Source organism: Acinetobacter sp. 102 (assembly GCF_037028485.1).
Taxonomy (GTDB): domain Bacteria; phylum Pseudomonadota; class Gammaproteobacteria; order Pseudomonadales; family Moraxellaceae; genus Acinetobacter; species Acinetobacter higginsii.
Window position 1 is genome coordinate 208,390 of record NZ_JAZEZK010000007.1, and the last position, 14,638, is coordinate 223,027.

14 protein-coding genes are annotated in these 14,638 nt (G+C 41.5%); 8 read left to right on the forward strand and 6 right to left on the reverse strand.

The window, feature by feature from the left end:
- Nucleotides 1-49: 49 nt before the first annotated feature.
- Complete coding sequence (locus WA352_RS09300) at nucleotides 50-2,200, forward strand: TonB-dependent siderophore receptor (protein WP_336142189.1); 2,151 nt, start codon at nucleotides 50-52, stop codon at nucleotides 2,198-2,200.
- 73 nt (nucleotides 2,201-2,273) lie between these two features.
- Here the strand turns inward: WA352_RS09300 and WA352_RS09305 are convergent, their stop codons facing one another.
- The 4 genes from WA352_RS09305 to miaB all read right to left on the reverse strand — a co-directional run bounded on the left by WA352_RS09305 (nucleotide 2,274) and on the right by miaB (nucleotide 5,705).
- Nucleotides 2,274-2,573 carry an antibiotic biosynthesis monooxygenase family protein gene (locus WA352_RS09305; RefSeq protein WP_005315274.1) on the reverse strand — a complete coding sequence of 100 codons (300 nt, stop codon included), beginning with the start codon at nucleotides 2,571-2,573 and terminating at the stop codon, nucleotides 2,274-2,276.
- Nucleotides 2,574-2,584: 11 nt separating this feature from the next.
- A complete protein-coding gene (gene ybeY, locus WA352_RS09310; RefSeq protein WP_004655947.1) occupies nucleotides 2,585-3,070 on the reverse strand; it encodes an rRNA maturation RNase YbeY in 486 nt (161 codons plus the stop codon).
- Between the two features lie 67 nt (nucleotides 3,071-3,137).
- Complete coding sequence (locus WA352_RS09315) at nucleotides 3,138-4,214, reverse strand: PhoH family protein (RefSeq protein ID WP_004655946.1); 1,077 nt, start codon at nucleotides 4,212-4,214, stop codon at nucleotides 3,138-3,140.
- A gap of 39 nt (nucleotides 4,215-4,253) precedes the next feature.
- Nucleotides 4,254-5,705, reverse strand: coding sequence for a tRNA (N6-isopentenyl adenosine(37)-C2)-methylthiotransferase MiaB (gene miaB, locus WA352_RS09320; RefSeq protein ID WP_004802583.1), 1,452 nt, complete (start codon nucleotides 5,703-5,705; stop codon nucleotides 4,254-4,256).
- A gap of 300 nt (nucleotides 5,706-6,005) precedes the next feature.
- Here miaB and WA352_RS09325 point away from each other — a divergent pair, with 300 nt between their 5' ends.
- The 4 genes from WA352_RS09325 to WA352_RS09340 all read left to right on the forward strand — a co-directional run bounded on the left by WA352_RS09325 (nucleotide 6,006) and on the right by WA352_RS09340 (nucleotide 10,180).
- Nucleotides 6,006-7,913 (forward strand): lytic transglycosylase domain-containing protein, encoded by a 1,908-nt coding sequence (locus WA352_RS09325; protein WP_336142206.1) that lies wholly within the window; start codon nucleotides 6,006-6,008, stop codon nucleotides 7,911-7,913.
- Between the two features lie 45 nt (nucleotides 7,914-7,958).
- Nucleotides 7,959-8,627, forward strand: coding sequence for a ribonuclease T2 family protein (locus WA352_RS09330; protein WP_336142211.1), 669 nt, complete (start codon nucleotides 7,959-7,961; stop codon nucleotides 8,625-8,627).
- A gap of 167 nt (nucleotides 8,628-8,794) precedes the next feature.
- Entirely contained in the window at nucleotides 8,795-9,781 is a 987-nt protein-coding gene (locus tag WA352_RS09335) for a malate dehydrogenase (protein ID WP_004655942.1), read from the forward strand.
- 156 nt (nucleotides 9,782-9,937) lie between these two features.
- The gene (locus WA352_RS09340; protein WP_004802586.1) at nucleotides 9,938-10,180 is read left to right on the forward strand and encodes a DUF2789 family protein; all 243 of its coding nucleotides are present in this window, start codon (nucleotides 9,938-9,940) and stop codon (nucleotides 10,178-10,180) included.
- Nucleotides 10,181-10,201: 21 nt separating this feature from the next.
- Here the strand turns inward: WA352_RS09340 and WA352_RS09345 are convergent, their stop codons facing one another.
- Both WA352_RS09345 and WA352_RS09350 read right to left on the reverse strand, forming a co-directional pair.
- Complete coding sequence (locus WA352_RS09345) at nucleotides 10,202-10,729, reverse strand: hypothetical protein (protein WP_336142194.1); 528 nt, start codon at nucleotides 10,727-10,729, stop codon at nucleotides 10,202-10,204.
- A 62-nt stretch (nucleotides 10,730-10,791) separates the two neighbouring features.
- Nucleotides 10,792-11,418 carry a 2OG-Fe(II) oxygenase gene (locus WA352_RS09350; protein ID WP_241304876.1) on the reverse strand — a complete coding sequence of 209 codons (627 nt, stop codon included), beginning with the start codon at nucleotides 11,416-11,418 and terminating at the stop codon, nucleotides 10,792-10,794.
- A gap of 382 nt (nucleotides 11,419-11,800) precedes the next feature.
- Between WA352_RS09350 and WA352_RS09355 the strand changes: the two genes are divergently transcribed.
- The 3 genes from WA352_RS09355 to WA352_RS09365 are packed head-to-tail and all read left to right on the forward strand — an operon-like array spanning nucleotide 11,801 to nucleotide 14,608.
- Nucleotides 11,801-12,658 carry a 23S rRNA (adenine(2030)-N(6))-methyltransferase RlmJ gene (locus tag WA352_RS09355; RefSeq protein WP_336142199.1) on the forward strand — a complete coding sequence of 286 codons (858 nt, stop codon included), beginning with the start codon at nucleotides 11,801-11,803 and terminating at the stop codon, nucleotides 12,656-12,658.
- A gap of 38 nt (nucleotides 12,659-12,696) precedes the next feature.
- Nucleotides 12,697-13,530: a CDP-diacylglycerol--serine O-phosphatidyltransferase gene (gene pssA, locus WA352_RS09360; RefSeq protein ID WP_004802590.1), complete on the forward strand. Its 834-nt coding sequence runs from the start codon at nucleotides 12,697-12,699 to the stop codon at nucleotides 13,528-13,530.
- A gap of 16 nt (nucleotides 13,531-13,546) precedes the next feature.
- Entirely contained in the window at nucleotides 13,547-14,608 is a 1,062-nt protein-coding gene (locus WA352_RS09365) for a DUF6670 family protein (protein WP_336142201.1), read from the forward strand.
- Nucleotides 14,609-14,638: the final 30 nt, after the last annotated feature.

A 14,638-nucleotide genomic window follows, 5' to 3' on the forward strand; every position in this document is an offset into this window, starting at 1 on the left:
ATGAGATGCATGTTTTCAAGACCGCTCCCTTGCAATAAGGACATATTTCATGCATCAACCTCCAACTTTAAACCTGTTTAAAGCCCGCCCACTGGTCTTAGCAATGGCTGCAATACTTTTACCTTCATTGGCTTTTGCAGAAGATCAAGTTAAAGAAAATGCAAAATTGCCAACGATTACAGTAAAAGCAGAAGAAGGGGCTTTGGCTGTAACGGAAGGAAAGAAAAGTTATACCGCTAAAAGTACCAATACATCGACCAAACTTAATTTATCGCTTCGAGAAACACCACAATCGGTCAAAGTTCTCACCCGTGAGTATTTGGATGATGCCAATATTACATCGTTTCAGGACATGTTAAATAACGTCACAGGCGTGACTGTGAATCAGTGGGATGAACGTCAGTACCCAACAGCACGTGGTTTTGATGTCGACTATTATCTGTTTGATGGTGTTCCAAGCAATGTGGGGATGGAAGCCAATGATCCTGATTTAACCATGTACGATCGGGTTGAACTGGTGAAAGGCGCAAATGGTTTGATGACAGGTGCTGGGAATCCTGCTATTGCGATTAACATGATTCGAAAACATGCCAATGCGAAAGAGTTGACAGGGAATGTCAGCACTTCTTTGGGCTCATGGAATGCATGGTCAAGTTCAGCAGATATTTCAACACCATTAAATGCGGATGGTAGTGTCCGTGGTCGTGTCGTCGTGAAGCACGAGGATACGGATTCGTATATGGATCGCTACGAAAAAACCAATAATGTAGTCTATGCGGTTGTGGATGCAGATATTACGGATAAGACTTACCTTTCAGTCGGTGCGGGGTATCAGAATCTAGAGCGAGATGGCGTTCGTTGGGGCGGATTGCCAGCATTTTACACCGATGGTACCCGAACTCATTTCGATCGTTCTAAATCGGTGAGTTCGGATTGGACCTACTGGAATACCGATACCACCACGGCTTTTGCAACATTGAAGCAGAATCTATTTAACGATATCAATTTGAATGTGAACTACGCTTATCGAGAAGTAAAACAAGACACGGCTTTGCTTTATTCATGGGGCAAGCTGGATAAAGCAACCAATACACTCGACTCTTTCATGACCTGGTCTGATGCTACTAAGACCAAAGAAAATAATATTGATACCTATCTCTCAGCACCTTTTATGCTGGGTGGTTTAAAGCAGGAAGTTGTTGCAGGTTTTATGTATAACCAAAGCAAGAAAGATAAGTGGTACTCAGGAACGCCTCCGATTGCCTCAGGTGCTGTGCTCGATTTTGATCATCCAAATATTCCATTAATTGGTGCCATTCAGAATAATAACTTGTATCAACCTCCAAATAAGACCACACAAACAGGTGCTTATCTTGCAGGCAAGTTCAGCTTGTTGGAGCCATTGAAGTTAATTACAGGGGTACGTTTATCAAACTGGAAATATGAAAGTGACAATGGTGAAGGCAATCGGGAATTTAATAATGAAGTTACACCATATGCAGGCTTAGTTTTTGATTTTCTGGATCAATACTCTTGGTATGCCAGTTATACCAGTATCTTTAAGCCAGAAGATAAACGAGATGCGAATCGCCAATATCTTGATCCAAGAGAAGGGAAAAGCTATGAAACTGGCTTAAAAGGTGAGTTTTTAGACGGTAAATTGAATGCGGCCTTGTCGGTATTTAAAACCCAGCAGGATAATGTTGCAGAAGAGATAGTTGGTGTTTTTGTACCTGATACCAATGGTAACCCAACCACTGAGAAAGCCTACCGCAGTGTAGATGGCGTTGAAAGCAAAGGGGTTGAGTTTGAACTAGATGGGGAAATTAAAGACAACTGGAACCTGAGTTTCGGTGTTGCTCATTTCAATGCCAAAGATGCCAAAGGGAATGAAGTTCAAACCATGTCTTCAAGAACCAGCGCCAATCTCTTTACCAAATATACCTTGGATAAATGGAGTGTGGGTGGCGGGCTAAACTATAAGAGTAAATTTTATACTGGAGAAGGCAGTCAACGTATTAGCCAAGATGCATATGCTTTAGCAAACTTAATGGTGGGCTATGATATTGATTCAAATATCAAAGCACAGATTAATTTGAATAATGTATTTGATAAAAAATATTATTCAGGCATCGGGAATAACAGCATGGTTTATGGATCACCTCGTAACGTGACTTTGACGCTACGTTATCAATTCTAATTCTCTTGAGAAATAACAAAACGGCTGCATTCAGCCGTTTTGTTATTGAAGATGTGGATAAGTTCGTGCTTATTCACATGTCATTCTGACTCGAATAAGCACGTTCAATGTTGCAGATTTCCACACTAAAATCCTGATACCATTTTTCTTTGCCTAATCGTTGAGCAACCAGATGTTCTGCATCGCGTTGCCACTGCTTGATATCTTCAAGGTTATGCCAGTAAGACAATGCAATTTCAAAACCATTTTCACTACACGCTTCAAACTTGATGCAGTTAAATTGGCTCAAGGCTTTATTTCTCAGCTTTTGTGCCATTTCTGAATAAGTTGCGTCAAGTTGTTTGATCGTGGCTTTAAAAATAACGATATACATAGGACCTTGGATTAGCTTTCATCGGCTTGGTAAGGATTGGCGATACCCAGTTTTTTTAGAATCTCAATTTCTAAAGCTTCCATTTCTTCAGCTTCAGTTTCACTGGTTTCATGATCGAAACCAAGCAAGTGTAGAACGCCGTGGACCAATAAATGGGTGAAATGATCGCTTGGAGTTTTTTGTTGTTCAGCCGCTTCTTGTAAAACCACAGGAATACAAATCACCAAGTCACCTAAAGGCTCTGCATCGAGTAAGCTGAGCATTTCCTCAGGAATATCACTTGGGAAAGACAGCACATTGGTCGGTTTGTCTTTTTCGCGATATTGCAGATTGAGCTCATGGCTTTCAGCTAGATCAACACAGGCAATTCCAATTTCACAATTGGCATCAAAACCGACATGGCGCAGTGCAGTTTCGATATTCTTTTTGATTTGACCACGTTTGAGTGGCAATTCCGCAGCTTGAAAGTCTTGTTGAAGACTTAAATTGATTTTCAATGTAGATCCTTAAAATCGTCCCCCTAAGATGCGACTAAAGCATCTTAAGGGGAGTGGGGGGATTTTTCTAAATGTGTTGCGCATCTGCCGCAGAATCATTTTCTGCAATCAGTGCTTCTTGTTTGGCTTTGCGTTCGGCACGGGCTTCAGCAGACAGGCGTTGCTGTTCACTGTCCCAACCTTCGTAAGCTTCAACAATTTTTTGTACCAATTGATGGCGAACCACATCACGTGAATGGAAACGGGTGATATGAATCTCATGGACATTTTCCAGTACACGTAATGCTTGTGCTAAACCCGATTGCTGCCCACGCGGTAAGTCAACCTGTGTAACGTCACCCGTAATCACTGCACGTGAACCAAAACCTAAACGGGTCAGGAACATCTTCATCTGTTCAGGTGTGGTGTTTTGTGCTTCATCTAAAATGACGAATGAGTGGTTCAAGGTACGTCCGCGCATATAGGCCAGCGGAGCAACTTCAATCACTTGGCGTTCAATCAATTTAGCCACTTTTTCAAAGCCCAGCATTTCATATAGGGCATCGTAAAGTGGGCGTAAGTAGGGATCGATTTTTTGGGTGAGGTCACCGGGTAAGAAACCGAGCTTTTCACCGGCTTCAACCGCAGGACGAACCAGCAAGATTCGCTGAATTTCATTGCGTTCCAGCATATCAACCGCGGCAGCAACCGCCAGATAGGTTTTACCGGTCCCTGCTGGGCCAATACCGAAGGAAATATCACTTTGTAAAATACGTTGTACATAGCGTTTTTGATTGGCGCCACGTGGGTTAATTCGCCCTTTGCGGGTCTGTAACCAAACACTATCGAGGCCAGTATGTTCCTGATCTGAATCATCCATCAGTTCACGATCCGTCTGTGAACCTTGGATCATCAAATGAATGACATCGGCGCTGATTTGCGAGGAAATTTCTGATTCTTGATAGAGCCGTTGCAGTAGTGCTTCGGCTCTTTCGACCGCTTCTATATCACCATCGAGATAAAAGGCATCACCACGGTGAGTAATTTTGACATCTAAACGTTGTTCGATTTGTTTTAAATGCCCGTTATACGCACCGAGCATGCTTTTCAAACGTTCCAATTGAATTTCAGGGAACGTTACTGTACGTCGAATCGCTGCAGTCAAGATAAACCCTTTTTGTTGCTTTGTAGGAATACCCTTACATTACGCCACGTCAGGTTCAAGATTCAAGAGTTCTCCGTAAACTAAATTCAAAGTTTTAATTTCCGTGATCTCAATCTCTGCGAAACGCCCAATCCACGCGGCATCACCGATAAAAGTAACCAAACGTGTATTGTCCGCTGTACCAATTAAAACATTCGGATCTTTATCAGAAACCTTCTCAATTAATACACGTTCAATCTTACCGAGCATGGCATCCGTTTTATCAATACTCGAACGTTTAATCACTTCTTGTACTTGAGCCAAACGGTCTTTTTTCACTTGCTCAGGAGTACTGTCTGGTAAATCAGAAGCTGGTGTACCTGGACGCTTCGAATAGACAAAACTATAAGAGTGATCGAAATCTAGATCTTTAATGAACTGTAGGGTTTCAGCAAAGTGAGCATCTGTTTCGCCTGGGAAACCGATGATGAAGTCGCTGGATAAATGCATATCTGGACGTACTTTACGTAACTTGGCAATTTTATCGATGTAGACATCAATCGTATGGTTACGTTTCATGGCTTGCAATACATCGTTTGAACCACTTTGTACTGGTAGGTGCAAGTGCGAAACCATTTGCGGTAAATCACGGTAGCATTGAATTAAATCCTCTGAGAATTCAAGCGGGTGAGAGGTGGTGTAGCGTAGACGACCAATCCCTGGAATTTCTGCCACTAAGCGCAACAATTCTGGGAAAGTACAAATTTCACCTTCAAAGGTTTCACCGCGATAACCATTCACGTTTTGACCGAGTAAGCTGATCTCACGTACGCCTTTTTCAGCCAAGCCTGCGATTTCTGCCAACACATCATCCAAGGGACGAGACACTTCTTCGCCACGGGTATAAGGGACCACACAGAATGAACAGTACTTCGAGCAACCTTCCATAATTGAAACGAATGCTTTAAAGCCTTCGACACGCGGTTCAGGCAAAAAGTCGAACTTTTCGATATCTGGGAAAGAAATATCAACCAATTTGATTTTTTCTTTCTTTGGTTTTTCAATTTGAGCGTGATGCTGATCTAGCATTTGTGGCAAACGGTGTAGCGTTTGTGGGCCAAAGATCATATCTACATAAGGTGCACGTTTTTGAATGTTGTCACCTTCTTGTGATGCAACACAACCACCCACACCAATGATGAGATCTGGGTTTTGTTCTTTCAGTTTGCGCCAGCGGCCTAGACCACTAAATACCTTCTCTTGTGCTTTTTCACGAATCGAGCAGGTATTCATCAGCAGAATGTCTGCTTCGTTTGGATTGTCAGTGAGCACATAGCCATGTGAATCACCTAACAAATCTGCCATACGATGACTGTCATACTCATTCATCTGACACCCTTGAGTTTCAATAAACAATTTCTTGATTGAAACATCAGCGGTGTGCATTGGCTGGGTAACAGTGTTTTCTGAAGCAGCTTTTACAGCACTGGGAATGAATGTTTGAACCGTCATGCAGGCTCCTAAACAAGGTGGATTTAAATAAACGGCGGATTATAGCAGTATTTTAAACGGAACGCAGAGAATAAAAAACTGACAAAAATGGACAGTTTATGAATAAAATTGCGCGAATTTTAATGAATATGAATCAGTAATTTACATAACACAACAATAGTGGAAGGCCAGACTTATTACACTATAATGGCAGGGCAAAATTGGGCATAGATATTGATGAAGATGAAAAAGCAGCGTGATTTTAGAACAACCGTAACTCCAAAATTGAATAACAAGAAGAGCTTCCGTTGTTTTATTGCAATGGGAGGAATGATCGCATGCTCGTCTGTCTATGCTTTAGATGAACAATTTAATGATGCGTTGCGCGCTGCCAATGCAGGCAATTCTGCTTTGCTCGATCAATACCAATCTGACATGCAAAATGATGCTTTGGGTTATTATCCAGAATATTGGAAACTGAACACCAATCTGGGTTTTCAACCAGCTTCATCAATTATTAGCTTTGCACAACGCTATCCACAATCGGCGATGGCGGAAAAACTCTCTGCTGATTACGTGGAAGAAAAAGTCAAACTCGGAAGCTTTGCCGATGCCAAGCCTGTACTGAGTTATGTCACTAATCCAGATCAAGAAGAAAGCTGTGCCGTTGCACAAGTCCGTGCAAAAACAGGCGATAGTCTGGTTTTTGCAGAATATAAAGACATTTGGTTAGCAACCAATTCTCAGCCTGAATCATGTAATGGTTTGGGGCGTTTGATGTTGTCTAGTCCACTGATGACTGCACAAGATCGTCAACAACGCTTATGGGGACAATTACGTGCAGGCCAATCTGGTCCCGCGATTGCGACCGCTCAAACCATGGGCTTGAATCTTTCTTTAGCACAGTTTAATCAAATTCAAGCCAATCCATTGGGTTATTTGTGGAGTGCACCAAAAGCCAATGATGCCGATTATGCTTATTTAATCTTTGCTTTGGGGCGTGTTGCCGATAGTGATTTAACCAATGCTTTGGGCAATGTGCAGCGTACTGTTCAAGATGTGCCACAACCGGTACAACAATATTTGTATCGTACCATTGGATATGTCGGTGGTACCACTGTGATGAAAAATGGTTTTAATCGTGAAGTACTCAATGCTTTCGATCAAAGTTATGGTTATCCGTTTAGTCCGGAAGAAGCTGAAATCTATGCGCGTCAAGCGATTCGTTTCGGGGCTTGGGAAAGTCTGATTCGTGCCATTGATGCGATGTCGGTGACACAAAAGCAGGAAGACCGTTGGCAGTACTGGTTAGCGCGTGCATCGGAACAGCGTTCAGATGGCGGTTCTAAACAAGCAGCGCAGCAGATCTATCGCAAATTGGCACAAAGTGGCGATGACTATCATAACTTGTTGGCAAAAGATCGCTTAGGCGAACGTTATAACCATCAGCCTTATAATGAACAGCCTAGCACCCAAGATGTTCAGCGTCTGAATCAAAATATCCATTTTAGACGTGCGTTTACATTAAGAGATGTGAATGCGCCTGCCAATTATACCAATCGTGAATGGAACTGGGCAGTTCGCCAAGCCTATTTACAACACGACGATGGTCTGCTTTTAGCAGCAGCAAAACGTGCGCATGATATGGGTTGGTATGACCGTGCAATTTATGCGGCGGATCGAACCACCTCTCGTCATAATGATACCTATCGCTATACCACGCCGCATCGTAGCAATGTAACCAGTCATAGTTACAATGCAGGTATTGATCCTGCGTGGGCCTATGGTTTAATGCGCCAAGAAAGTCGCTTTGTCACTTCTGCACGTTCCCATGTTGGGGCGGGTGGTTTGATGCAAATTATGCCAAACACAGCAAAACTGATCGCAAGACAAATGGGTGAAACCTATAATCCTGCAGCATTGAGTGAAATGAATACCAATATTCGTTATGGGACCTATTATCTTTCAATGATTCAAAGTCAATTGAGTGGTAATGCGGTATTGGCAACAGCAGGTTATAACGCAGGTCCAAATCGTGCACGCCGTTGGCAGCCTGATGCTCAGAATATGGCTGCAGATCAGTACACTGAAACCATTCCACTATTGGAAACACGTGACTATGTTAAACATGTCATGACCAATGCCACGCACTATGGCGTGGTATTAGGGCAGGGATCGCAATCGTTAGAAAAACGAATGAGCACGATCCCTGTGCGCAGTGGGCCTTAAGACACAGCAAGATGTTTAAGTGAAACAATGAAGTTTTTGCATTTGATGAAACCAGTCGAATTACTCAAAGGGCAATTGATGAGATCGCTACAGGCATTGGCTTGTTATTTGGTCTTGTCTTTTGCTACGCCATTACATGCTGCGAGTAATTCAGATGTTGCGGGCTATGTCATGCATGTGCAGATGACACCCGCAGCTTGCTCTTTTGATTTATCAAGACAGAAGCAACGTAAATGTTTGGAAGGCTATTCACTGACCATTGCGAGCTTATTACCTGAAGTAGCGCCCAATCGTGATTGCTCCACTAAAACATCTGCCAAATTGTCACCTTTGCAAGCCAAGGTGGTGGCGCGGGTCATGCCTGATGAAAATGCCCGTGTGCAGTTATGGCAGGATGTGGGTGGTTGTATGCCGATGAATGCCAGTCAATATTTTAGAACCATTATTAACTTTGCGGAGCGTTTAAAAATACCTGCGGATTTGACCAGCCCGAATACCATTGAAGTACAAAAGGAAAGCTTAAGACAGCAATTTACCAAGCTCAATCCTTCATTACCGCCGAATGGAATTCGATTTACTTGCCAGTCATCGAGATTTGATTCAGTCTTAACTGAAATACGCGTTTGTTATCAGAAAAATGGTCAATATAAACAATGTGCAAGCCATATTGTGACGGGCTGCCCAAGTGAATTTACGATTAAAGGAAGTTATTAGGTATTTACCTAGTTTGATTTGTATTTTCTATTAGACTTTCGTTGAAATTCATTCTCTTTTACATGCATCTGTATTCGCTTTAGAGTACAATCTTTGCCGTTTATGATAATTCGATTGAATAATAATAGCGTTCAATCGTGCAAACGCATCTCATTGGAGAATATCACATGAAGCAACCCGTTCGTGTAGCCGTTACAGGCGCTGCTGGTCAAATTGGTTATAGCTTATTATTCCGTATCGCAAGCGGTGAAATGCTAGGTAAAGATCAACCAGTAATTTTACAATTGCTTGAAGTTCCTTTTGAGAAAGCTCAACAAGCGCTTAAAGGCGTGATGATGGAACTTGATGACTGTGCTTTCCCATTATTGGCAGGCATGATCGGGACTGATGATCCTAAAGTTGCATTTAAAGATGCTGACTATGCGTTATTAGTTGGTTCTCGCCCACGTGGTCCTGGTATGGAACGTGCTGACTTGTTGAAAGTGAATGGCGAAATCTTTATCGGTCAAGGTCAAGCACTTAACGAAGTTGCTAGCCGTGACGTTAAAGTATTGGTTGTTGGTAACCCAGCAAATACCAATGCTTACATCGCAATGAAATCTGCTCCAGATCTTCCAGCGAAAAACTTTACAGCAATGTTACGTCTTGACCACAACCGTGCATTAACTCAACTTGCTCAAAAAGCAGGTGTTGCAGTTTCTGACATCGAAGACATGACCGTTTGGGGTAACCACTCTCCAACAATGTATGCAGACTACCGTTTTGCAACTGCAAATGGCGTAAGCTTAAAAGACAAAATCAACGATGCTGCATGGAACAAAGATGTGTTCCTTCCAACTGTTGGTAAACGTGGTGCTGCGATCATCGAAGCACGTGGTTTGTCTTCAGCTGCTTCAGCTGCAAACGCTGCAATCGATCACATGCGTGACTGGGCGTTGGGCACTAACGGCAAATGGGTAACTATGGGTATTCCATCTGATGGTTCTTATGGTATTCCAGAAGGCGTTATGTTCGGTTTCCCTGTAACGACTGAAAACGGTGAATACAAAATCGTTCAAGGCTTAGAAATTGACGAGTTCAGCCGTGAGCGCATCAACTTCACGTTGAATGAGCTTGAAGAAGAACGTGCAGCAATTGCTGACATGGTAAAATAATTTATCTTTTTGATAAATTGAAAGCACTCTCCTAGAGAGTGCTTTTTTTATGCCAATAAACACAAAAAACAACAAGAAAATATAGACCTATCGCTGCATGCTATGGCGATTTGCTGTTAGATTACTTCGATAAAGGACATGATTTGGAGAATAACAATGTTTGAACAGCAACCGACACTTGAGCTTTTATTCGAACAACTTGGGCTTGGGGCGGATGAGGCAGCAATCGAAAACTTTGTAAAAACTCATCAACTACCTGCCGATCAAAAATTACATGAAGCGGAATTTTGGAGTGCAGGACAGCGAGATTTTCTCAAAAGTCACTGGGATAAAGATGATGAGTGGGCGATCGTGATTGATGAGTTGAATCAACAACTACATGTCGATAGCACAAGATAGTTAAATAAAAAAAAGCTCACATTAGTGAGCTTTTTTTTGAATCAATGTTTTAAACCAATCTTCTTGGCGTATGGCATTAAATGCAGGGTGGAGTTGTAATAACTCTAAATCATGTTCTAAACATGACACATATTTTTTTAACCAGTGTTGTGTTAAGGCTTGTTCTTGTTTAGCTGCTGATGCGTAGGCCAAGAAGAAATAGACGTCTAAATGCTCATGATGGGCCAAGGGTTTTAAAATTTGTTGGGTGATCAAGGCAAAGCGTCGTTCTTTGGTCAACTCAAAGTAAATCATATAGGCTTTGGCTAGATGCAAGGACAAATTCAAATATAAGCTGAGTGGCATTTCATCGTATTCAATACGCGCCTGTTCAATGAGAACGATTGCTTCTTGCAAGAAATGCAATTGTTCCTGACGAATATGGCTCAGTACCACTAATTGCAAACGTAGGTCGGCACGTTCTAAAGCAAGTTCGGGAGTATTGCTGTCTAAATAGAGTTGGTCTGTTTCACCAATTCGAGCAATCACTTGTTGATTTTCATTCGACATTATGGATCCAAAATCGTCAGTTATGCGTGGTATATAAGGGTGTTTTTAGGAATTTAAAGGGATTAAGCTTTATTCCAAATTGAGCCACCACTACGTAACCATGCCGTGATTGATAAACGTTGCTGTTTAGAGAGTAGGACTTCGTGCAAGACATCGCTTTGAAAAATCGCGAGACGATTCGGTTGTGGTTGAATGATATGCCATTGATCATGCTTATCTTGCAATCGTAATTGACCACCCCAATCCTCTTGCCAACTTTCATGCAAATAGAACACGGTCGAAATCATGCGATCATTTTTTTGCTGTGGGTTATCGCGGTGTAAGGCATAAAACTCGCCTGCGTTGTAACAAGCGAAATGTGCTTCGACTTCTTTAATGCCTAAATAGAAAGCCTGATTCAACGCTTGAGATAGGTGTTCTAAGGTCTGTAAATGCTGTTGCGCAATCGGCAGTTGCCCATCAATCCATAGAATGTGATCACTACGGATATGGCTGACCACACCATTTTGTATTCCTGCTGCTCTAAATTCGTCAAGATGCGAAGTACATTCATGTGCTAATGTCTGTACATAATCAAGTGAGTAAATATCATCAATCAAGGCAAAGCCAAATTCATTTAGATCATCCAGCACTTGATCCAGATTCCAAGACTGAAGATTTAATGCGGGTGGAAGAGTTGTTGCTTGCATAGCACTCCAGTGACTTAGGTTCGATTGTAGGGCAATTTTAGACGATCACATCAACGCTAAAGAATAATTTAGGGGCTGCTGACATTTCAACCATGCTTTGCGTTATAAGCTAAAACGACATAAACAAGGCATGGAACGTAGGCAATGGCGATTCCCTTGTCAAGTTTCATAACGAAGTTTAGGGTGGTTTTAGCTATAACCCTTCGGGACTGTGACATTTTTTGCTGCTACAGCGTTATGTTTTTCTCATTTAGGGTGCTAAATTTCGTAAACCATGCCTTGTATCAGCTAAAAAATGTCTACAGTCGCAAGCATCTGTGAAATGTCATCGGCCCCTATTTTCATGTTAAACTACCCGCTGAATTGAGGAATAATTGTCAACATGAATTACCGTCACCATTTCCATGCGGGTAACTTTGCCGATGTTATGAAGCATGTACTTTTGCTTCAACTGCTCGCTCGTTTAAATGCTAAAGATAAACCTTATCGATATATCGATACCCATGGTGGTGCAGGTAAATATGATTTATCTACGTCTGAAGCACAAAAATCAGGTGAATTCTTAACGGGTATCCATCGTTTGGTCAAGCTTGACGATTCGATTAAACGTAATGCACCTGAAGGTGTAAAACAATATCTTAAAATTGTTGAAGATATGCGTGCCAGTTCGGGTAAAGGCGCTTATCCAGGTTCACCTTGGTTTGCGCTTGAAGGCATGCGTGATATTGATAAAGCAACTATATTTGAAATGCAGCGTGATGTTTTTCAACAATTGTATTTTAATATTCGTGATAAACGTGCGGGCTTGCATGAGCGTGATTTTTATGAAGGTTTAATGGGTGTCATTCCGCCGAAAGAAAAGCGCGGATTGGTCATGATTGACCCTCCTTACGAAATTGAGCGTAAAGATTTCCCGCAATTGGTTGAAATACTCCAAGCCGCACATAAAAAATGGCCAACAGGTGTGATTGCAGTTTGGTATCCAATCAAAGATCGCGCCATGATTGAACGTTTTGAAAAGAAAATGATGAAAACGGGTATTCGCCGTCAGCTCATTTGTGAAATTTGTGTATGGCCAGATGACACCCCAGTCGGATTGAATGGTTGTGGCTTATTGGTGATTAATCCACCTTGGAAGTTCTCAGAAGATGCGGATCAAGCATTACAATGGTTATTTCCACATTTGCGCATGAGTGAAAATGGTGGACATGCTGCAGTGCGTTGGTTGGTGGGTGAATAACCCATCAACGTCCAAATATTCTCGAGGAATTGAAAATAATGACAAATTCTCTTAAACCTGATTCTGATTTGAACAAAGAAGATCATTCTTTTGATGGAATCACTTTTGAAGTAGAAGAAGAAGAGCATACGCACGAAGGACAAAAAGTGAAACGCCGTGGCATTTATTTATGGCCGAATTTAATTACAACAGCCGCACTTCTTTCTGGTTTTTATTCAATTATTGCCAGTATGAATGGAAACTTTAACCAAGCGATCTATGCCATTTTCTTGGCTGCATTGCTTGATGGTTTGGATGGGAGAGTGGCTCGTGCAATTGGTGCACAAAGTGCATTTGGTGAGCAATACGATTCGCTTTCTGACTTGTTGGCGTTTGGTGTTGCACCCGCTATTTTGATGTATAGCTGGAGCTTGCATGATCTTGGACGTATCGGTTTAGCCTGTTGCTTTATTTACACAGCTTGTGCCGCATTCCGCCTAGCGCGTTTCAATGTGCAAATCGGCGTGGTGGATAAGCGCTACTTTATTGGTATCGCCAGCCCGCTTGCGGCAGTGACTGTTATTTCATTGGTATGGGTCGGTCGTGATTATCCATTTATCTTTGATTTAAAAGATATCGTCATTCAAGTGATTAATTCAGTGGTCATGGTTGCCGTTGGCTTACTGATGATTTCAAACATCAAATACTATTCATTTAAACAAATGGATCGTAAGCGTGTACCTTTTGTCGTGATGTTGCCAGTGGTCTTGATTTTTGCTGCAATCACGTACAACATTCCTGTAGGGATACTCATTGTCTGTATCATCTATGTCCTTTCAGGATTTGTAACGACGTTGTTTGCCAAAAAGAATGATGCCAAAATAACAACTTAAAATACGGAGGTTCAGTATGCCAATATTGATGAATAACAATCAATTAAAGCAGCTGAACCTCAATAAGTCAGATGCTTTAACTTTTCATCCGCCTAAAGGTCTTTTTAAAATTGTTTATCAGGCGTTGATCCTGCCAAATTTGCCTGAACCTTTTCATTATTTAAATTTCATTAGCCTGATTGGCCAACCGCGGATTCCTATTTGTTATAACGCTAGTGCAATTGCTACGACGGCAATTGATACTGCGACTGTTTTGGTTACCAGTAGCTTATCTACAGTTGGGCATCTCAAAAGTTATAGTGCCAAAGAACAGTGTCAATTAGAGCAAGATCGTTATCAGTTTTTAGATGTAGATCAAATCCAAGTTGATTTCCCAAATTATTATTTTAAGCGTGATGATGAAGAACTCAGTTGCCAACTCAAAGTGAATATTGGTACTGAAATAGAAAATCATTCAGCCTTGCAATGGGGCGTTGGGGATTATTGGTATGTTCGCTGTCAGTGCGAAGGCGAAATAACCTATAAAAAACAAAAATATCAAATCCAAGCACAAGGCATTTTGAAACATGCCAGAGCCATCTACTTACCTTTTATCGCCTTTCATTTTTTTACCTATCAAATTATTCAGGTCAGTGCAGACTTTCAGATCATCTTGTCTGAACTTAGAAATCAGTGGAATAACATTATTTTTTCTAGAATTGAAATTCAGTCGAATGAGCAAAATTCAATACTCTATGATCATCAGGTCATTTTAGATGTCACCCGTGTTTATCCAAAAGTTCAGACCCCAAATGGACGGGAGATGTATTTGCCACGGGAATTTATTTGGCAATATTCAGAAAAGGGGGAAGTGGTCTTTCAACTACACGCTCAAAGCCGAGGGGATTATAAATTTGGCTTAGCTGCGGGTTATGTAGGAAGTTTTAATTATCAATTATTGTGGAACAAACAAAGCTATCAAGGTTCTGGATACTGTGAATACATCGATTGTCGCCCTTTACACTGGCAAGAAAAGAATAAAACTGAGCAAATAATCGACCAAATTGCACATTTTCAGCCTTATTTGTGTAAAAAATAAGCGTTCGAAGCAATAAATTAAGATAATTTG